This is a genomic window from Algibacter sp. L1A34, from assembly GCF_009796805.1.
In the GTDB taxonomy this organism is placed as follows: Bacteria; Bacteroidota; Bacteroidia; order Flavobacteriales; family Flavobacteriaceae; genus Algibacter.
Genome location: NZ_CP047029.1, coordinates 1,088,936 through 1,108,603, shown reverse-complemented (window position 1 = coordinate 1,108,603; position 19,668 = coordinate 1,088,936). Strand labels below are relative to the sequence as shown.

The window sequence follows — 19,668 nt, the reverse complement described above, 5'->3', positions numbered from 1 at the left end:
TGGCAGAGGTATTGTTTTTAAGTTTCATATCTTCGTGATTTCCTTAAAACATTCTACTTCGTGGCATATAAACCAAATAATAATCAAGTAAGAGCAAAAAAGCATCTGGGTCAACATTTTTTAAATGATGAGTCGGTTGCAGAACGAATAGCCGATACCTTAACGCTAAATAATTACAAAACCATTCTAGAAATTGGTCCGGGTACAGGCATGCTTACCAAGTATTTACTTAAAAAACCGGTAACCACTTACGTTGTAGAAATTGATACTGAATCGGTAGAATATTTGCAGGCTAATTACTTAAATTTGGCGCCTAGAATTATAGAAAAAGATTTTTTAAAATACGATTTAAATGAATCCTTAAACGGCGAACCCTTTGCAATCATTGGGAACTTTCCATATAATATTTCAACACAAATTGTGTTTAAAACTTTAGAAATGCGAGATCAAATCCCTGAGTTTTCAGGTATGTTTCAAAAAGAAGTCGCTGCGCGTATTTGTTCTAAAGAAGGCTCTAAAGTTTACGGTATTCTTTCTGTTTTGGTGCAAGCTTTTTATCATGCCGAATATTTGTTTACTGTGCCTCCACATGTGTTTAATCCGCCTCCAAAAGTAGAATCTGGAGTGTTAAGGCTTATCCGTAAAGAAGATTATTCATTGCCATGCGACGAAAAAATGTTTTTTAAAGTGGTAAAAACAGCTTTTCAGCAACGTAGAAAAACACTTCGTAACAGTTTAAAAACATTCGATTTGTCCGATAATTTAAAAGCAAATAGTATCTTTGGCCAACGTCCCGAACAATTAAGTGTAGCCTCGTTTTTGGAGCTTACGCAATTGTTAGAAAACGACAAGTAGAACCTTTTAAATTTTTTCATTTGTCTGAAGAAACGGAAAACATACAATTCGAATTAACCAAGGCGCTCATTGAGCAAGTAGAGCAACTCATTGAGGCTAAAGCCGAAAATGAACTTAAGGAACTTTTAGACGAGTTTCACCACGCTGATATTGCCGAAATTTTAGATGAATTAAATCTAGAAGAGGCGATGTATGTTATAAAACTGCTCGATTCTGAAACTACGGCAGATATTTTAATGGAACTCGATGAAGATAATCGAGAAAAAGTATTAAAAAATCTTTCAGCCAAAGAAATCGCCGATGAAATTGAGGAGCTTGACACCGATGATGCTGCCGATATTATTGCCGAACTCCCAGAAGAACGCCAGCAAGAAGTTATTGCTCAAATAATAGATGAAGAACATAGAGCTGAAATTACTGAACTTTTAGCCTATGATGAAGATACCGCAGGTGGACTCATGGCAAAAGAACTTGTGAAAGTTTATGATACCTGGACGGTTGCCGGTTGTTTACGTCGTATTCGTGGCCAAGCCGAAGAGGTTACTCGTGTACACTCCGTTTATGTTGTAAATAAACAAGGCAAACTCGTAGGTCGTCTATCGTTAAAAGATCTTATTGTTGCAAAGAATGAACAAAAAATTGCTGATATTTATATCTCAAGTGTCGATTCTGTAAATGTGCACGATAGCGTTGAAGTTGTCGCTCAAGTTATGGTTAAATACGATTTAGAAGCTATTCCTGTAGTCGATGGAAAACAAATTCTTTTAGGCCGTATTACCATCGATGATATTGTAGATATCATAAAAGAAGAAGCTGAAAAAGATTACCAATTAGCTGCCGGTATCTCGCAAGATGTAGAAGCCGATGATAGTATTTGGGAACTTACCAAAGCCCGCCTACCGTGGTTACTTATTGGTATGTTTGGAGGGCTTGGAGCCGCAAGTATTATTAGTGGTTTTACGGGAGCGATGCTTAAATATACAGAGTTACTGCTATTCATTCCGCTTATCCAGGCAACTGCCGGAAACGTTGGCGTACAATCTTCAGCTATTGTAGTTCAAGGTCTAGCAAACAATACAATAAAGGGTAAATTGTTAAAACGTTTACTTAAAGAATTTTCGCTTGGTTTAGTAAATGGTGTTGCCATTGCGCTCATCGTTTTGCTTATCAGTCACTTTGGCTTTAAAACCTCGTATCTTGTGTCTATGACTATTGGTATCGCACTAATTACCGTTATCATTATGGCTGCATTAATCGGTACGTTTGTGCCTATTATTTTAGATAAACGTGGTGTTGATCCTGCTATTGCCACAGGGCCGTTTATCACTACAAGTAATGATATTTTTGGAATACTTATCTATTTTCTTATAGCAAAGGCTATACTAGGATTTTAATTTTTTTTGGGCGTTACCCGAAAAGGGTCGGGCTTTTACTACTCAATCTTTTTGTTTTTTCGCAAAAACAAAAAGGATTTCAAACAGGCCGTTCAATCCCTAACGCGCTCATCAGCTAAGGTTAGTTTTTCTCAATGAATTTTTGTGAGTTTGCTTATTTATAGCACATGGCTATTAAAAATATCTTCTAGCATTTTTTCAGGATTATCGCACAATCCAGAATGTGTTTTAGAGCTTTGTATAATGGTGCTTCTGCAAGCTGTTAACCATCTAAACCTATCCGATAGTTCCATCCTTTCTATTCTACCTCCATTTGGGTTTCCGGCGCAAACCAGTTCCCAAGCTTTTAAATAATCATTAAATAACTCCAATTCTACTTCCGGAGAAAACGCTTTTAGTTTATGTGGGTTTATATAATATTTTATACCAAGAAATTTTTTACGCTTCGAAAAAAGAATAACTCCAACATTAAAAAATTCTTCGCGTTCTACCTTAGGTACAACTCTAATAACGGCGTACTCAAATGTATATCTATCTTGCATCTTCAGCTTCTTTAACTAGTAAATCAATCTTAGAATATCTCGAATTTATAAACTCAATATAAGCTGCTCTCATGTCATCACTACTCATAGTATCCGATTCGCTTATAAGCCAATCTTCAGGTATATTAGATATTATTTCTGCAATTTTAACTTCACTTAGCAGGTCTTTAATTTCTATCGAAGCTTCTTTTAAACGTGTGGCTTTTTGTAAAAGCACATGGTCTTTTATTAACGGAAATGTTCTGGTTAAATGGTTCTCCCAATTTTTCCAGTCGTGATGAAAATAAAAACTAGCGCCATTATCTATCACCCAAAGTTCTTTATTCCATTGTAATAAATTGGTGTTCTTTGCAGTTCTGTCAATATTACTAATAATACTATCTAAAAGCACCACTTTAGATGCTGTTAAGCTGTCTGTTGTGCTAACCAACGGGTCGTAAGTAATCGCGCTTGATAAAAAATGTAAGCCTAAATTCAACCCTACACTAAATTTAAGTAAGTCTTGGATTTCTTCATCTGGTTCGGTTTTACTAAACGAGTCGTCTAAATTCATAAAGACCAATTCAGGAACCTTTAAGCCAATGGCGCGTGCCATTTCTCCGCCAATAAACTCAGCAATTAATGCTTTTTTGCCTTGTCCGGCACCTCTAAATTTTAATACATATAGAAAACCATCATCGGCTTTAACTATGGCCGGGAGTGAACCTCCTTCTCTTAACGGATGCACATATTGTGTAACATCTACAGTGCGAATATCAATTTTATTCATAAAGACTAAAATACTAAAAATGTAATTTGTAAAACGATAATAGACTTCTATTATTTTCTTGAAATATAAGAGTGATTTATTATAACTTATATAAGTTTGTAAGCATGATATTTACCGATCCTTAATTCGTTGAAGGATTTATTTTTGGTAGGCAAAATTGCATGTTGGTGCCTACGCCAACTTCGCTTTCTGCCCAAATTTTTCCTTTATGGTAATCAATAAAATCTTTACATAGTATTAGTCCTAGTCCTGTTCCACTTTCATCGTTTGTACCAGAGGTTGAGTGCAATCTATCTATTTGAAAAAGTTTTTCAAGGTTAGCATTCGCAATACCAACACCACTATCTATTATAGATATGAGGTGCTCGGTTTCGTTTTCTTCAGCATTTATGCTAATAACTCCATTTTGAGGAGTAAACTTTATGGCGTTAGAGATAAGGTTTCGTAGTATTGTTTCTATCATCTTTTTATCGGCATACACAATAATGTTAGTGGGTGCGTCAAGGTTAATGCTTATTTGTTTTTGTTCCGAAGAGGTTTTTAGTAATTCTAAGGTCTTTTGTATCAAAGTGATTAAATCGATATACTCTGGGTTAAATTTCATTTGTCCAGATTGAGATCTCGACCACTCCATGAGGTTGGATAGTAAAGCCATGGCGTGCTCTGATGAGGTTTGGATAATTTCGGCATACTCATCAATATCTTCGTAGTTTTTCTCTTTAATTTGGTCGCTTAATATTTGACTAAAGCCTATAATACCATTAAAAGGTGTTCGCAAATCGTGTGCAATTATCGAGAAAAACTTATCTTTTGTGGAGTTTAATTCTCTTAAAGTGGCTTCACTATTTCTTAGATTTAACTCTGCTTTTTTTCTATTACTAATATCATTTATTACGGAAATAATACAATCTTCATTATTAATGTTAATCACTTGTGCTGTCATTAATCCAGGGAACAGCTCTCCAGATTTTTTTCGAAATATATATTCGTTTTCTTTAACAAAACCTTTTGAGCTTAAGCTTGATAAGAATTTTTGACGATCACTCTTCTGTCCCCATAAATTTAGTTCGGCAGAATTCATGCCTATTAAATCTTCTGTTTTGTAGTCCGAAATGGTTTCTACACTTTTATTTACTTCAAAAATTTTACCATCGCTAAATTTTGATAATGTAATAACAAAGGGAGCGGCATGGAAGGCTTTGGAGAACTTTTCTTCTTGTTTGTTTATATTTAGAACTAAGCGCTTATTATACATTAAGGTTATAATATATGGCATAAGAATGGTAATAATAATCCAAGATAAAAGAAATAGCGATTCTATAGATGTAGATTTAAAATAATCTGATATAGCTTCTTTTTTTTGTAAGTTGTAAATAATGTGAATGCATTGTATAATAAAAACAGCACAAAAAAGATACCCAATAGAGCGCGTTATTCTGCGCATAGGTTTTGGTGTTTTTTTAAACACTAAAAAAGCAATTTGATAACTAATAATAACATAGGCTAGGGCAATATTTATATTTCTAGCATTTAAATTAGGCTCAATAAAGGTGTAATAAGAATGTACAAGAAGAAAAATAGCGGTTAGAATGTAGTTGTGAATATGGCTTCCTTTTTTATCAATAAATTGTTCTAAGCCCATTAATAATGCAATTAACGACGAAATAAGTAGAACGTTGCCTAAAGGTATAGAAGCCCAATCGGGAACAAAACCACGAAAAAATATTAAAACATTTCCTACGGCACTAAAGTAGAAGCTTATGAGTATTATAAAAGTGCCAGAGAACCTCTTTTTTACCTGAAAATGTAAGGAGCTAATCAACACTATATTAATAATATTAATTAGAGTGAAGCATAAATAAAGGGTTCGAATATCAATTGGAAACATGCGGGTGTCTCATTTAATGTAAATTATAATTTAAATACCATCTAGTTATTATGCTAGGCTTTCATGATATATTTAATGTAAAAGGCAAAGGTTCTTAAGTTTTTCTATATTTTATTGATTTTGTAAGGCAATATTTAGGTCTAATGTAAATGTACAAAACTTTTTTTTGTAAGGTAGTGTTTAGGTAATTCTTTGTTTATTAGTGCTTTTTATCCAGTTTACATGATGTTTAATGTGATAGGTTTAAAAAAATAGATTTTCTTAAGATCACTAATCTTCTAGAAATCGAAACAGTTCATTTGTTAATTGATAGGTATCAATATGTATAAAATAGGAAGGGAATATTAAGTGAATTGATTGAAGTATTGCTTTAATCCATCAACATCTAAGTTGATTAATTTGAATAATTCATCAACTTTACCGTGATCCATAAATCGATCAGGAACACCTAGAATTTTAATGGTGTTTTTGTAGTTGTGTTGCGCAGCAAACTCTAAAATAGTAGATCCAAAACCACCAGTAATTGCGTTGTCTTCAATAGTAATAATTGTTGCATTTTCTTTAAAGATACTGTGTAGTAATTTAGCATCTAAAGGTTTTACAAAACGCATGTCAAAATGAGAAACATCGAGGTCTTCAATCGCTTCACTTACATTTTTTGAAATACTACCAATACTTAAAACCGCTAAGTTTTTTCCTTTTTTTAATTGTGTGGCCTTACCAATTTCAATTTTAGAAAATGGTTGTTTCCAATCTATAGTTACACCTCGCCCTCGTGGGTACCTTATGGCAATAGGAAACTCTAAACCTAATTGTGCGGTGTACATGATGTTGCGTAATTCGATTTCATTTCTTGGTGCAAAAATTATTAAATTAGGAATGCATCTTAAATATGATAAATCGAAAACACCATGATGTGTAGCGCCATCTTCACCAACCAAACCAGATCGATCTAGACAGAAAATAACAGGTAGTTTTTGTATGGCTACATCGTGAATTATTTGATCGTAAGCTCGTTGTAAAAACGTTGAGTAAATATTACAGAATACCACTAAGCCTTGTGTTGCCATACCAGCGGCTAAGGTAACAGCATGTTGTTCGGCAATACCGACATCGAAAGCACGGTCGGGCATTATGTTCATCATGTATTTTAATGAACTTCCTGTTGGCATGGCAGGTGTAATGCCTACTATGTTTTTGTTTGTTTTAGCTAATTCTACAATAGTGTGTCCAAAAACATCTTGATATTTTGGAGGTTCAACGATGGGTGTTTTTATATTTAAATCGCCAGTTTTGGCATTAAATTTTCCTGGTGCGTGGTATTTTACTTGGTCTTCTTCAGCTTGTTTTAAGCCTTTGCCCTTAGTTGTTATTACGTGTAAAAACTTAGGGCCTTTAACGGTTTTTAAACGTTCTAACTCTGCAATTAGCTTTGGTAAATTCTGTCCGTCTATAGGTCCAGAATAGTTGAAATTTAAAGCCTCAAAAATGTTGTCTTGTTTTTTTGTGCCTTTTTTAACGTTGGTTAAGTATTGTTTTAAGGCGCCGACGCTTGGGTCGATTCCAATAGCGTTGTCATTTAAAATAACCAGTAAATTAGCATCGGTAACACCAGCGTGATTCAATCCTTCGAATGCCATGCCGCCCGCAATACTTGCGTCTCCAATTACGGCAATATGTTGTTTGTTAAAATTCCCTTTTAATTTTGAGGCGATAGCCATGCCTAAAGCAGCCGAAATAGATGTAGAAGCATGCCCAACTCCAAAAGTGTCATAAATACTTTCGCTTCGTTTTGGAAAACCGCTAATGCCTTTTAACTGTCTGTTGGTGTGAAAGTTTTCACGACGTTCGGTTAATATTTTATGACCGTACGCTTGGTGGCCAACATCCCAAATAAGTTGATCGTCTGGTGTGTTAAATACATAGTGTAATGCAATAGTCAATTCAACTACGCCTAGGCTGGCACCTAGATGTCCTTCTTTGGTTGCAACAATATCAATAATAAACTCACGTAATTCTCGAGCAAGTTGAGGTAAGTCTTTTTGGTTTAAAAGACGAAGTTCTTTGGGTGAGTTTATGTGGTTTAAAAGTTTGCTTTTCACGTGGCAAAAGTACATGATTTTTATTATTCTTCTACAGTGAAAACAATTGGTAAGTAGTAAACTATACTTGTAGGCTTATTTGCTTGCTTTGCTGGAGTAAATTGTGGTAAAAGATTAATAACCCTTTCTGCTTCTTTCTCTAAGTTAGGGTGCGGTGCTCTTGTTTTAATGTTAGCGACCTTACCGTGTTCGTTTATTATAAATTGAACAAAAACTTTTTGTTTACCTGTTAATTCTAGGCAAATTGAAGTGTCGAAATTTTTAGTAACTATTTTTGAGATGCGCTCAGAAAAATAGTCTCTTTTTTCTTTAATTGTGAGGCTTTTTGGTGTGTTTTCGAATTCTGGTGGAGATTCTATTGTAAGAAAACCGATTGTTATTGGAGCTTCTGTTATAAGATCACCCATGATAATAGGCTCTATTACTTTTATATCTGGAATAATTATCGGTTCTAATACCGGTGGTGGAGTTTCTAATATTGTTGGCTCGCCAAGAGTGTCAGTAATTATTAATCCATCTGTAATTTTTATTTCTTTTGAAATAGTACTGCATGATTTTTTTGCGACGCTATCTTTTTTAGTTGTTTTTGGTAACGCTTCTAAAATATTGATAGTTTTACTGGATATAGAGTCTACAATTTCAATACTGTCAATTTTTTGTTTGGCACCGTTTTTATTGGTGCAATTCATTAAAGTGGTCCCCATTACAATGAGTAGCGTCCATAAAAATATGTGGTTAAAGCTTTGTCTTTGTGTTAAAACATGCGATGGAATATGCAGATTAATACTATCTAGTTGTGTTTGTTTAAAATGCCCACAGATATTATTCTCTTTGTTTTGATCAATAAAATCCTGAATTTCCATAGTATCCATTTGAGTAAAATCGATAACGGTTTTAGAACAAGAGTTACAAAATCGACCTTTTTCTTCGGGAATCATGTTGTTCCAATTCTCATGGCAAGGTTTAGGGATAGAAATGGAGTAGAATTTTTTCATATTAAAACAGATTTTGAATTTTAATAAATCTAGATGAACTGTGTGCGTTAATTATTATTATCAATTTTCTTGCCGAAGCTTAAATAAATGATTTCAAATTGTATTTTTGCTTTTATGATACAACCTTTTGATGATACGTATTTTATGAAAAAAGCACTTCAGGAAGCTGAAGCCGCTTATAAAAGTGGTGAAATTCCTGTTGGAGCCGTTATTGTTATTGATAATAAAATTATTGCTCGCGGACATAATTTAACTGAGACTCTGAACGATGTTACAGCACATGCGGAAATGCAGGCCATTACTGCAGCTGCAAATTTTTTAGGAGGTAAGTATTTACAAAACTGTACTTTGTATGTTACGCTAGAGCCTTGCCAAATGTGTGGCGGTGCTTTGTATTGGAGTCAGATTTCTAATATTGTGTATGGTGCTCGAGATATGGAGCGTGGTTGTATTAACTTAAACACTAAGCTTCACCCCAAAACAACTATAAAAGGAGGTGTTTTAGCAGAAGAAGCTTCGGCGCTTATGAAACAGTTTTTTATAGAAAGAAGAAACTTAAACTAAGCATTTTATATACTTGAAAAGTTTAATGGTTTAAAGGATTGTAGCCTAAATATGGTACTTGTTTTTCTTTAAAGGTAATTCCGAAATTTTGTAACTCTTTTAAAATTGGAGTGTAAACTTCTTTATTAATAGGCAATTGTACTCCGGGTGTTGTAATAGCCTTATTCAAAATAGCAATTGTGGCAATAGCAACTGGTAGGCCAACTGTTTTTGCCATGGCGGTATAGGTTTGATCTTGGCCAATAGTAACCATGTTAGATTCTATTTGATAGTTTTTTCCAGCTTTTTCATAACCAAATTTATGATACATAACAATCATGTCTTTATCCTTTTGAGATAGTGTCCAGCTGTCCATAAGTATTTTTTGAAGTATTTGTGCGGGTGTTGCTTTTTTTAGGTCAACCTTTTTGTTTGGGTTAAAAATATCGAGTTCAATAAGTTTGTTCCAAACAATATCGTCTTGATCAATTTTTAGTTGATAGCGCAGTTTAAGTTCTACGGAATCTGTTGGACTGTATGGTAAAAAGGCGTTTACAAAATCACGATAACTCATGTTTTCACTATCATCTATAGTATAGCTGTCATCGGTCATGCCTAGCGTTACAAATATGTGCCATGCTTTACTAAACCCAACGCGACGCATAGTACCGCGGTAAAGCGTTTTTATATTTTGAAGGCCATAGATGGTTTGGTATTTTAAGGAGTCTCGGTTGGCATAAACTTCAAAACGTCCAAAATTTTCTATATCTAAAAATTCAGTTCTTCTAAATAATCGATTATAAGGAATGTATTTATATGTACCTTCTTGTAAAAACTTTGCGGGACCACCTTGGCCTGCTGTTACTACATTTCTTGGGTTCCAGGTAAATTTGTAATTCCATAAGTTGTTATCACTTTCTGGTGCTACAAGTCCGCCTGTAAAAGATTCAAAAAGTATAATTTCCCCGCCATCGTCCCTGATTTTATCAATAACATGCATGGCGCTCATGTGGTCTATCCCGGGGTCTACACCAATTTCATTCATTAAAACCACACCTTTTTCTATAGCTTCTTGGTTTAAGTCTTGCATTTTCGGGCTTATGTAAGAAGCTGTTACCATGTGTTTACCATAGAAAACGCAGTCTTTCGCCACTTCAATATGGAAGCGTGCAGGAAGCATAGATATCACAATGCCGGCATTTTGAATGGCTGTTTTTCTTGAGCTTTCATCAAAAACATCGAGCTTTATCACTTTTACATTTTTATGTCCGCTTGTTAGTTTTTGAGCATGTTCAATATGTAAATCGCCTATGGTGATAAATAAGTTTTCCTCTTCAGATTTTTCTAATAAATATTTTAGAAGATAAGAAGTGGATTTTCCTGAACCAATGATTAAAATTTTTCGCATATTGAGTTTAGTTGAGTAGTTTTGTTTAGTGGTCGATTGTAAGTAGAACATGGTTTCGACTTCACTAATTTAATGAATATTTAAACGATTTATAAGGATATGAACAGAACTATTTTATTAACAGCAGCCATTTTAGGTGTTACAAGTATTATTTTAGGGGCTTTTGGTGCACATGGTTTAAAGGCTTTAATTTCTCCAGAATCTGTACAAACTTTTGAAACGGGTGTGCGTTACCAAATGTATCATGCTTTGTTTCTTTTATTTGTTGGAAGTACGACTTATGTTTCTGTAAGATCTAAAACCAAAATATTTTATTTAGTAGTTGTTGGGTTGCTCTTTTTTTCGGGGTCAATATATGGCTTATCAACTAATGTATTAACCAGTTTCGATTTTAAAACTATTGGTGTAATTACACCAATTGGTGGGCTACTTTTAATAGTGGCTTGGGTGCTCTTGTTTATTGATTTCTTAAAAAAACAAAACTAATTTTGAATTTAATTTAAAGAAAATTCAATTTATTTGTTTTAAATTTACGGGATAATTAATTTAACATCAAAATATGGGTAATTACGCACAATTTACGAAAACGTTTGAGTTAGAAACTTACGGCATAAAAAACGCCAAAGTTCATTATCAATTATCACCAGAAGAGTTGCATAATATTGCTATTGAAAATGGGCAAGCCGTAGAGGCTTCTTCAGGAGCTTTAGCGGTTAATACAGGAGAATTTACAGGCCGTTCTCCAAAAGATCGATTTATCGTTAAAGATGATATTACAAAAGATAGAATATGGTGGGGCGATGTCAATATCCCCTTCGATACAGATAAATTTGATAAACTATATAATAAAGTTGTAGACTACCTTTCGGGAAAAATACTTTTTGTTCGTGATAGTTATGCTTGTGCAGATGAAAATTATAAGCTGAATATTAGAGTTATCAATGAATTTCCGTGGAGCAATCAATTTGCTTATAATATGTTTTTACGTCCAACCGAAGCGGAGTTAGAAAATTTTACTCCAGAATGGACTATTGTAAATGCACCAAGTTTTATGGCAGTTCCGGATGAAGACGGCACGCGACAACATAATTTTGCTATTTTAAATTTCACTAAAAAAATTGCCTTAATTGGTGGTACCGGTTATACTGGAGAAATTAAGAAAGGTATATTTTCTGCATTAAACTTCATTTTACCGGTGTTTAAAAATACGTTACCAATGCACTGTAGTGCTAATGTTGGTAAAGATGGGGATACGGCTATTTTCTTTGGACTTTCCGGAACGGGGAAAACAACGCTTTCTACCGATCCGAATAGAAGTTTAATTGGAGATGATGAGCATGGTTGGACCGAAGAAAACTCGGTATTTAATTTTGAAGGTGGTTGTTATGCTAAAGTGATTAATTTAGATAAGGATCATGAACCTGAGATATTCGCAGCTATTAAAAAAGGAGCGATTTTAGAAAATGTTATTTTAGATGAAAACGGACATGTTAATTTTGCTGACACATCAATAACTCAAAATACACGGGTAAGTTACCCAATAGATCACATTGAAAATATTAGAAAACCATCTATTGGAAAGAACCCGAAAAATATTTTCTTTTTAACGGCTGATGCTTTTGGAGTTTTACCTCCAATTTCTAAGTTAACGCCAAGTCAGGCGGCATATCACTTCATTTCTGGATATACGGCTAAAGTTGCCGGTACAGAAGCGGGTGTTGTAGAGCCTACACCATCATTTTCTGCTTGTTTTGGAGCGCCATTTATGCCTTTGCATCCTTCAAAATATGCCGAAATGTTAAGTAAAAAAATGATTGATGCTAATGTAAATGTTTGGTTAGTAAACACAGGCTGGACTGGCGGTCCTTATGGTGTTGGAACCCGGATGAAACTTAAATATACACGTGCTATGATTAATGCGGTTTTAAATGGAGATTTAGGACTGTATTCTTATGATAAGTACCATATTCATTCAGTATTTGGTGTAGCGCAACCAAGAGAGTGTCCTGGAGTACCAACTAAGGTTTTAAGTCCGAGAGCAACTTGGAATGATGATGAAGCGTATTATAAAACAGCTTTTAAACTCACGAATGCTTTCCGTGAAAACTTTAAGAAGTTCGAGGCACATTGTAGTGAAGAAATTCGACGAGGTGGACCACAACGTTATGCTTTCTAAAATAATATGGCATAAAAAAAGCTCTGATAATTTATCAGAGCTTTTTTATTTTACAACAGTAATGTTGCTATATTTTTTTATCATGCACTTTTACATGTTTACCGCCATTCCAAAGTGTTAAAATATCTGTAGCTACATGTGCGCCGCTTCCAGAAGCCATGGCAAATTGACTGCGCCATCCTGCTAAAGTGCCCGCAACGTATAGATTTTCTTCAATTAAATGGTCTGTGTTTTTTAGCCAAACTCTATCTTTTTCTATCGCAGCTCTTGGATGTACTTCTATAAATGGCTCTAAGCCTTTTATGTTTAATAAATTGGTGTAACCTACGGCAATAACTACTGCTTTAGCGCTATATGTCGTTTTGTTGGTTGAAACTTTAAAACCATCATGTTGTTTTTCAATTTCTAAAACTTTTTCATGATCTATTTGCTCAACATGTGGGTATAGGGAAGCGAGTTGATTTTTGCCTTCATCTAAAATAGATTCACCAGTTGTACCAGGAGCTAAACCTAAAACATTATTAAACAAGGCGGTTTGTAGATGCGATGTTTTTTGGTGTGTAATAATAGCAATCCGTTTATCTTTTGTAAATGCTCTGTTTTGGGCAGAACCCAAAACTAATGCACATGATAAGCCTGCTGCACCACCACCAATAATTAAAGCATCGTACATATTTATTTAATGTCTTTTACTTTTTGCTCAATTCTTTTAGAGACTCTTAAAATCAACATCATTAATATTACACATAGCAATGCTACAATGGTTATTATAGCAATCATGCTTTGACCTTGAAAAGGGTTGTCTAAATTTATTTCAGTGAAATTAAAAATAATAAGTCCTAAGGCAAGGATGCTAAAAACTACGGTTAAAATTTTCATATTATAATATTTATATTACTTCAAATAGCGCTTTAATATTATGTGCAAATAATTTTACTGCAATAGCTAGTAAAATAACGCCAAATATTTTTCGTATAATGTTAATACCATTTTGGCCAATTATACTTTCGATTTTTGAAGATGTTTTTAAAACGATAAAAATAATAATAACATTCATTAAAACAGCAACAATAATGTTTTCTGTTCTAAATTCTGCTCTTAATGATAGTAAGGTAGTTAAACTTCCTGGTCCCGCAATAAGCGGAAATGCCAATGGGAATACGGCTGTAGTCATAGAAGCCTCTTCCTCTTGCTTATATAGTGTAATACCGAGTATCATTTCTAAAGCAATAAAAAATAAAATAAAGGCACCTGCTACAGCAAAAGAATTTACATCTATACCAATAAGGGTTAAAATACTTTTTCCTAAAAACAGGAAAACGATTAATATCACTCCTGCGTAAATAGAAGCTTTTTCACTTTGTATGTGTCCTACCTTTTTGCGTAAATCGATTACTATGGGAATATTGCCAATAATATCGATTACTGCGAATAGTACCATAAAAGCTGTGAATATTTCTTTTAAATTAAATTGCATTTCTTTTTTTTGTAATTTTAATAAATCGTAATAATGTTTACGTTTTTCTTAGTTAAATCTGTTTAAACTGAGAAATCTCAATTTTTCGGCAAAAGTAGATTATTAAATTAATTAATTTCAATTTAAGATTAACTATTTTTGCATTTTCTAACGTAAAATACAATATGTTTCAATTAGGTAAGACCATTATTTCAGAAGATGTAATAAAAAAAGATTTTTTGTGTAACCTTTCGGCGTGTAAAGGTGCTTGTTGTATCGATGGTGATGCAGGCGCTCCTTTAGAGGAAGACGAAATTAAAATCATGGAGGCTATTTATCCTAAGGTAAAACCGTTTTTACGACAGGAAGGCATTGATGCTATAGAGGCGCAAGGTACTTATGTAACTTCGGAAGATGGCGACTTAGAAACACCCTTAATTAATGGTGCCGATTGTGCTTATGTAATTTTCGATGAAAAGAACGTTGCGCTATGTGCTATTGAAGAAGCTTATAATCAAGGTGAGGTAGACTGGAAAAAACCAGTGTCTTGCCATTTGTATCCAGTAAGAATTCAAGATTACTCGGAGTTTTCTGCTGTAAATTATCATAAATGGCAAATTTGTGATGATGCTTGTACGCTTGGTGAAGAATTAGGTGTGCCAGTTTATAAATTTGTTAAGGAAGCGCTTATTCGAAAATTTGGCGAAGATTGGTATGCCGAATTAGAAAAAGTAGCCGAGACTATGTAAATAGATTTTGAATATTCTTCTTCTTAAAAAAATGAAACCGAGATCTAAAAAACTTCAAATTCATTTAAAATAAAATTTCATTTTCAAAATATTTTTTCAGAAAAAAAATAAAAAAAGCTGTCTAAATATTTTGATTTTAATAAAATTCAATACCCGGTATTTAAAATTTATACTTTAAGAATTCATTGAAATTCGAAGGTAAATCAATGTCTAAAATCTCGTATTAACAAGTGTGAAATAAGGGGTTCTAGTATGAATTTGTACAGTGAATTTATAGGCTGAAGTTTGATTTTATTTATTTATAATAATTTGATATTCAATAAAGTAAGAATGTCATAAAAAAAGCACCTGTTTTTTGCGAGATTATATAATTGTTAAAAACTTGTTGACAATGTTTATAAAATACCCTTTCATTTTCAGGAACAAATGTCAATCTTTGTTGTCGGCAAAAAAAGCAAAACTTTTCTACTTTATTTTTTAGATAAGTGATGCAACACAAGCCTCTTTTTATTTCTCTTAAAGAAAAATATAACACGATTTTACCGATTAACGAACATAATTTTGGATTAACATCAATATTCAAATGAGTGTCTAGCTATTAACAAAAGATAATTATGGAGATTACACAAATAATAAAAAGAGATTACGAAACAAGTCCTTTTGTTTTAACTAAAATTTCTAGTGCAGTTGAAAAAGCCATGCTTTCAGTTGGAAACGGAAGTAAAGAGGATGCAGAAGTTATCGCTATAGAAGTTTTAAGAACATTATTAGATAGAAAAGAAAAAGATATTAATTATTTACCTAATGTAGAACAAGTTCAAGATCTTGTTGAGGATAAATTAATGGAGAGCTCTTTTCATGATGTAGCAAAAGCTTACATACTATATAGAAATGAGCAAGCGAGAAGTAGAAAGACAAATATTTTCGAAAAACGAATTAATTTAAAGCCTTATGAGTATCCTGCATTAAATGATTATGTGGATGCTATTCGTCACTCATACTGGATTCATTCAGAATTTAATTTTACAAGTGATATACAAGATTTTAAAACAAGACTAACTCCAATTGAGCAAAACGCCATTAAGAATACTATGTTGGCTATTTCTCAAATTGAAGTTGCTGTAAAAAGTTTTTGGGGAGATATCTATAACAAAATGCCTAAACCAGAGATTGGTTCTGTAGGTGCTACATTTGCAGAAAGTGAAGTGCGTCACCATGATGCATATTCGCATTTATTGGAAATATTAGGCCTTAACAACGAGTTTAAAGATTTAAAGAAAAAACCAGTAATAATGAGACGGGTTCATTATTTAGAAACCGCCTTAAAAAATGCCAAAAGTGAAAACAATAGAGATTATGCAGAATCTATTTTGTTGTTTTCTTTATTTATAGAACACGTGTCTTTATTTTCTCAGTTTTTAATCATTATGGCCTTTAATAAGCATAAAAACATGCTTAAAGGAGTGTCTAATGTTGTTGAAGCAACTTCTAAAGAAGAGCAAATACACGGTGATTTTGGTATTGATATTATTAAAATTATAAAAGAAGAAAACCCAACATGGTTTGATGACGAGCATGCAGACTTAATTAAAAAGTTATGTATTGAAGCTTTCGATTCTGAAAGTGATATTGTAGACTGGATTTTTGAAGACGGTGAATTAGATTTCTTACCAAAAGATGTGGTTAACGAGTTTATTAAAAACCGTTTCAACAACTCTTTAGAGAGTATTGGTATTGAAAAAGTATTTGAAGTTAACGAAGAATTAGTGCAAAAAACCGAATGGTTTGACGATGAAATAATCGGTACTAAACACGGCGATTTCTTCGTGAAACGCTCAATAAACTACAGTAAAAGAACAAAAAGTATAACTAGCGACGACTTATTTTAAAAATGAACAATCAGACAAAAAATCAAACCGACACGAGTTTAAATGAAAACACAAAATCATCTAATTATGATGATTTAAAGAAAGCAAGAAAAGAAGCTAGAAAAGAAATTGGAAAACAGCCAGAAATAAAATGGTTAACCGAAAATAGTCGTCAGTTTTTAGCCTCTGGATACCTTACCGATGATGCTACACCGGAACAAAGAATTAGAGAAATAGCAGAAAGAGCCGAAGAGATTTTAAAAATCGATGGCTTTGCAGATAAATTTTACGGGTACATGGCAGAAGGGTATTACTCTTTAGCTTCGCCAGTATGGTCTAACTTTGGCAAGCGTCGTGGCTTACCAATTAGTTGCTTTGGTTCGCATATTTCTGATGATATGGGAGATATTCTATATACACAATCGGAAGTTGGAATGATGTCTAAACTTGGTGGTGGTACATCTGGTTATTTCGGGAAATTGCGCCATAGAGGTGCGCCTGTAAAAAATAATGGAGAGTCTTCTGGTGCAGTTCACATCATGCAACTTTTCGAAAAAATGGTAGATGTTGTAAGTCAGGGGTCTGTACGTCGCGGTCGTTTTTCACCCTATTTACCAATAGAGCACCAAGATATTCACGAGTTTTTAGAAATAGGAACAGAAGGAAACCCAATTCAAGAATTAACCCATGGTGTTACAGTTGGTAACGAGTGGATGCAAGAAATGATTGATGGTGATGCTGATAAAAGAGCTATTTGGGCAAAAGTATTACAACGTAGAGGAGAAATAGGATATCCTTATATTTTCTTCAGAGATAATGCAAATAATAATGCTCCTGATGTTTATAAAGATAAGAACCATGAGATTTACGCAAGTAACTTATGTTCTGAAATTATGCTACCTACAAACGATCGTTGGTCTTTTGTTTGTGTATTATCTTCAATAAACTTATTACATTACGATAAATGGAAAGATACCGATGCTGTAGAAACTATGGTATACTTTTTAGATGCGGTATTAGAAGAGTTTATTACAAAATTAGAAGTTTATAGAGATTCTGATAGTCGTGATGATAGACACACGTTCATGTTTATGGAAAAAGCTTATACTTTCGCTAAAGAAAACAGAGCTTTAGGTATGGGCGCTTTAGGATGGCACTCATTATTACAATCTAAAATGGTAGGTTTTGATAGTCAAGAAGCTTTCGATTTAAACAGTGAAATCTTTAAAACTATTAAAGAAAAATCTGTTAAAGCATCAAAAGAATTAGCGGTATTATTTGGTGAGCCAGAAGTTTTAAAAGGTTATGGCAGACGTAATACAACGCTTAACGCTGTAGCTCCAACAACATCTTCAGCATTTATTTTAGGACAAGTTTCTCAAGGTATCGAGCCAATTTGGTCTAACAGTTATGTAAAAGATATTGCTAAAATTAAAACAACTATCAAGAACCCGTTTTTATTAGATCTTTTAAAAGAAAAAGGAATTAATACTAGTGAAATTTGGAGGTCTATTCGTGATAACGATGGTTCTGTTCAACATTTAGAAGAACTTACCGATCATGAAAAAGATGTGTTTAAAACGTATTCTGAAATCGACCAGATGACTATTATTTATCAGGCTGCTAACAGACAAAACCATATCGATCAAGCACAATCTTTAAACATTATGGTGCATCCAGATATGCCTGTAAAAGAGATTAATAAAATATATGTTACTGCTTGGCAATTAGGTGTTAAGTCTTTATACTACCAACACAGTATGAATGCTGCACAAAAATTTAAGCAGAAGAAAGAATGTAAAAGTTGTGAAGGTTAACCTTCACTAAAAATATAGTGTTAAGTAAATCCTACGGTAGTAGGTAAGTGTTAATAAAAAGCATCTCTACGGAGATGCTTTTTTTATTAAAAAATCTAATATGTAAAAAATTACGTATATTTATTTCACCATTAATGAGTCTGTTTTTTTAAGATGAAAAACTACAGATTATCAACCCCAAATATGCTTAAATACCTATTTTTAATTACCCTTCATTGTGTTGTGTTTTCTTTTGAAGGAACAAGTCAGTCTCAAGAAAGCTCTACGTTTTTATTTAACGAAACCACCCTATTAAAGCATCTGAAATCTTTATCGTCTGATGCTTTTGAAGGAAGACGGACAGGAACTAAGGGAGCAGAAAAAACGAGAAAATATATTATTAACCAGTTTCATGCTTTAGAGGTTTTACCTTTTATGAAGAATTATCAGCAGTCGTTTCATTTTTATGCAAAAAGAGAAACCTATACTGGAGTCAATATTTTGGGACTTATAAAAGGATCTGAATTATCTAAAAAATATATTGTAATAAGTGCGCATTACGATCATGAAGGTATCAAAATGGGAAAAATTTATAATGGAGCCGATGATAATGCATCAGGACTAAGCGCTTTATTTAGTTTTGCAGAATATTTTCAGAAAAACCCACCTAAGCATTCTGTTATTTTAGCGGCCTTCGATGGTGAAGAATTAGGTTTACAAGGTTCTAAATATTTTATAAAGAGTGAAACCTTGGCCTATAAAAATATAAGTTGCAACCTTAATATGGATATGATTAGCCGCAGTGATAAAAATGAGTTATTTGCTGTAGGTACGGCCTATAACGAAACTTTAAAAAATATTGTAGCTACAGTTGAAGGCTCGGGAAATCTAAAGCTTATTCCAGGACATGATGGTTATGATGGTTTGGAAAATTGGACATATTCATCAGATCATGGTAACTTTTATAAAAAAGATATTCCATTTTTATATTTTGGAGTAGACGATCATAAAGATTATCACGAACCAACCGATGATTTCGAGAATATTCAACCTGAGTTTTACATAAATGCGGTAAAAACTATTATTTCTGTATTCGAAAAAGTAGATGATATTAAATAAATTAAAAC

18 protein-coding genes are annotated in these 19,668 nt (G+C 33.3%); 9 read left to right on the top strand and 9 right to left on the bottom strand.

Features of this window, described 5'->3' with window-relative positions:
- Window positions 1-60: 60 nt before the first annotated feature.
- Together rsmA and mgtE are read left to right on the top strand one after the other, a co-directional pair.
- Complete coding sequence (gene rsmA, locus GQR97_RS04880) at window positions 61-855, top strand: 16S rRNA (adenine(1518)-N(6)/adenine(1519)-N(6))-dimethyltransferase RsmA (RefSeq protein ID WP_158846026.1); 795 nt, start codon at window positions 61-63, stop codon at window positions 853-855.
- 20 nt (window positions 856-875) lie between these two features.
- On the top strand, window positions 876-2,249 hold the full coding sequence (mgtE, locus tag GQR97_RS04875) for a magnesium transporter (protein ID WP_158846024.1): 1,374 nt from the start codon (window positions 876-878) through the stop codon (window positions 2,247-2,249).
- 158 nt (window positions 2,250-2,407) lie between these two features.
- Here mgtE and GQR97_RS04870 read toward each other — a convergent pair whose 3' ends face one another.
- The 5 genes from GQR97_RS04870 to GQR97_RS04850 form a co-directional block, all read right to left on the bottom strand.
- Entirely contained in the window at window positions 2,408-2,791 is a 384-nt protein-coding gene (locus tag GQR97_RS04870; protein ID WP_158846023.1) for a DUF3037 domain-containing protein, read from the bottom strand.
- The gene (locus tag GQR97_RS04865) at window positions 2,781-3,560 is read right to left on the bottom strand and encodes a HipA family kinase (RefSeq protein WP_158846021.1); all 780 of its coding nucleotides are present in this window, start codon (window positions 3,558-3,560) and stop codon (window positions 2,781-2,783) included. The genes GQR97_RS04870 and GQR97_RS04865 overlap by 11 nt, the downstream gene beginning before the upstream one ends.
- Window positions 3,561-3,681: 121 nt before the next feature.
- Complete coding sequence (locus GQR97_RS04860; RefSeq protein WP_158846019.1) at window positions 3,682-5,202, bottom strand: PAS domain-containing sensor histidine kinase; 1,521 nt, start codon at window positions 5,200-5,202, stop codon at window positions 3,682-3,684.
- 590 nt (window positions 5,203-5,792) lie between these two features.
- A complete protein-coding gene (locus GQR97_RS04855; RefSeq protein ID WP_233267603.1) occupies window positions 5,793-7,565 on the bottom strand; it encodes a 1-deoxy-D-xylulose-5-phosphate synthase in 1,773 nt (590 codons plus the stop codon).
- Between the two features lie 8 nt (window positions 7,566-7,573).
- A complete protein-coding gene (locus GQR97_RS04850) occupies window positions 7,574-8,545 on the bottom strand; it encodes an energy transducer TonB (protein ID WP_158846015.1) in 972 nt (323 codons plus the stop codon).
- Between the two features lie 114 nt (window positions 8,546-8,659).
- On the opposite strand from GQR97_RS04850, the gene GQR97_RS04845 reads away from it, so the two are divergent.
- Window positions 8,660-9,109 carry a nucleoside deaminase gene (locus GQR97_RS04845; RefSeq protein WP_158851595.1) on the top strand — a complete coding sequence of 150 codons (450 nt, stop codon included), beginning with the start codon at window positions 8,660-8,662 and terminating at the stop codon, window positions 9,107-9,109.
- 22 nt (window positions 9,110-9,131) lie between these two features.
- On the opposite strand, the gene GQR97_RS04840 is transcribed toward GQR97_RS04845, so the two are convergent.
- A complete protein-coding gene (locus GQR97_RS04840) occupies window positions 9,132-10,496 on the bottom strand; it encodes a saccharopine dehydrogenase family protein (RefSeq protein ID WP_158846013.1) in 1,365 nt (454 codons plus the stop codon).
- Between the two features lie 99 nt (window positions 10,497-10,595).
- On the opposite strand from GQR97_RS04840, the gene GQR97_RS04835 reads away from it, so the two are divergent.
- Entirely contained in the window at window positions 10,596-10,982 is a 387-nt protein-coding gene (locus GQR97_RS04835) for a DUF423 domain-containing protein (RefSeq protein ID WP_158846011.1), read from the top strand.
- A gap of 73 nt (window positions 10,983-11,055) precedes the next feature.
- Window positions 11,056-12,672 carry a phosphoenolpyruvate carboxykinase (ATP) gene (gene pckA / locus GQR97_RS04830; protein WP_158846009.1) on the top strand — a complete coding sequence of 539 codons (1,617 nt, stop codon included), beginning with the start codon at window positions 11,056-11,058 and terminating at the stop codon, window positions 12,670-12,672.
- A gap of 67 nt (window positions 12,673-12,739) precedes the next feature.
- Here pckA and GQR97_RS04825 read toward each other — a convergent pair whose 3' ends face one another.
- Genes GQR97_RS04825 through GQR97_RS04815 form a run of 3 tightly spaced genes read right to left on the bottom strand, consistent with a single transcriptional unit; the run spans window position 12,740 to window position 14,149 of the window.
- Window positions 12,740-13,345 (bottom strand): NAD(P)/FAD-dependent oxidoreductase, encoded by a 606-nt coding sequence (locus tag GQR97_RS04825; protein ID WP_158846007.1) that lies wholly within the window; start codon window positions 13,343-13,345, stop codon window positions 12,740-12,742.
- Window positions 13,346-13,347: 2 nt separating this feature from the next.
- On the bottom strand, window positions 13,348-13,551 hold the full coding sequence (locus GQR97_RS04820; protein WP_158846005.1) for a hypothetical protein: 204 nt from the start codon (window positions 13,549-13,551) through the stop codon (window positions 13,348-13,350).
- A 10-nt stretch (window positions 13,552-13,561) separates the two neighbouring features.
- A complete protein-coding gene (locus GQR97_RS04815; RefSeq protein WP_158846002.1) occupies window positions 13,562-14,149 on the bottom strand; it encodes a MarC family protein in 588 nt (195 codons plus the stop codon).
- A 164-nt stretch (window positions 14,150-14,313) separates the two neighbouring features.
- Here GQR97_RS04815 and GQR97_RS04810 point away from each other — a divergent pair, with 164 nt between their 5' ends.
- The 4 genes from GQR97_RS04810 (at window position 14,314) to GQR97_RS04795 (ending at window position 19,660) form a co-directional block, all read left to right on the top strand.
- Window positions 14,314-14,877 carry a DUF3109 family protein gene (locus GQR97_RS04810; protein WP_158846000.1) on the top strand — a complete coding sequence of 188 codons (564 nt, stop codon included), beginning with the start codon at window positions 14,314-14,316 and terminating at the stop codon, window positions 14,875-14,877.
- Between the two features lie 614 nt (window positions 14,878-15,491).
- A complete protein-coding gene (locus GQR97_RS04805; protein WP_158845998.1) occupies window positions 15,492-16,766 on the top strand; it encodes a ribonucleotide-diphosphate reductase subunit beta in 1,275 nt (424 codons plus the stop codon).
- A gap of 2 nt (window positions 16,767-16,768) precedes the next feature.
- On the top strand, window positions 16,769-18,562 hold the full coding sequence (locus GQR97_RS04800; protein ID WP_158845996.1) for a ribonucleoside-diphosphate reductase subunit alpha: 1,794 nt from the start codon (window positions 16,769-16,771) through the stop codon (window positions 18,560-18,562).
- Between the two features lie 183 nt (window positions 18,563-18,745).
- Window positions 18,746-19,660 (top strand): M28 family peptidase, encoded by a 915-nt coding sequence (locus tag GQR97_RS04795; RefSeq protein ID WP_158845994.1) that lies wholly within the window; start codon window positions 18,746-18,748, stop codon window positions 19,658-19,660.
- Window positions 19,661-19,668 lie beyond the last annotated feature (8 nt).

What these genes read in the sequence shown, in the direction of transcription:
- GQR97_RS04870 (WP_158846023.1), bottom strand. Translation starts at nt 2,791, where the DNA reads ATGCAAGATAGATATACATTTGAGTACGCCGTTATTAGAGTTGTACCT.
- GQR97_RS04865 (WP_158846021.1), bottom strand. Translation starts at nt 3,560, where the DNA reads ATGAATAAAATTGATATTCGCACTGTAGATGTTACACAATATGTGCAT.
- GQR97_RS04860 (WP_158846019.1), bottom strand. Translation starts at nt 5,202, where the DNA reads ATGGGCTTAGAACAATTTATTGATAAAAAAGGAAGCCATATTCACAAC.
- GQR97_RS04855 (WP_233267603.1), bottom strand. Translation starts at nt 7,565, where the DNA reads ATGTACTTTTGCCACGTGAAAAGCAAACTTTTAAACCACATAAACTCA.
- GQR97_RS04850 (WP_158846015.1), bottom strand. Translation starts at nt 8,545, where the DNA reads ATGAAAAAATTCTACTCCATTTCTATCCCTAAACCTTGCCATGAGAAT.
- GQR97_RS04845 (WP_158851595.1), top strand. Translation starts at nt 8,660, where the DNA reads ATGATACAACCTTTTGATGATACGTATTTTATGAAAAAAGCACTTCAG.
- GQR97_RS04840 (WP_158846013.1), bottom strand. Translation starts at nt 10,496, where the DNA reads ATGCGAAAAATTTTAATCATTGGTTCAGGAAAATCCACTTCTTATCTT.
- GQR97_RS04835 (WP_158846011.1), top strand. Translation starts at nt 10,596, where the DNA reads ATGAACAGAACTATTTTATTAACAGCAGCCATTTTAGGTGTTACAAGT.
- pckA (WP_158846009.1), top strand. Translation starts at nt 11,056, where the DNA reads ATGGGTAATTACGCACAATTTACGAAAACGTTTGAGTTAGAAACTTAC.
- GQR97_RS04825 (WP_158846007.1), bottom strand. Translation starts at nt 13,345, where the DNA reads ATGTACGATGCTTTAATTATTGGTGGTGGTGCAGCAGGCTTATCATGT.
- GQR97_RS04820 (WP_158846005.1), bottom strand. Translation starts at nt 13,551, where the DNA reads ATGAAAATTTTAACCGTAGTTTTTAGCATCCTTGCCTTAGGACTTATT.
- GQR97_RS04815 (WP_158846002.1), bottom strand. Translation starts at nt 14,149, where the DNA reads ATGCAATTTAATTTAAAAGAAATATTCACAGCTTTTATGGTACTATTC.
- GQR97_RS04810 (WP_158846000.1), top strand. Translation starts at nt 14,314, where the DNA reads ATGTTTCAATTAGGTAAGACCATTATTTCAGAAGATGTAATAAAAAAA.
- GQR97_RS04805 (WP_158845998.1), top strand. Translation starts at nt 15,492, where the DNA reads ATGGAGATTACACAAATAATAAAAAGAGATTACGAAACAAGTCCTTTT.
- GQR97_RS04800 (WP_158845996.1), top strand. Translation starts at nt 16,769, where the DNA reads ATGAACAATCAGACAAAAAATCAAACCGACACGAGTTTAAATGAAAAC.
- GQR97_RS04795 (WP_158845994.1), top strand. Translation starts at nt 18,746, where the DNA reads ATGCTTAAATACCTATTTTTAATTACCCTTCATTGTGTTGTGTTTTCT.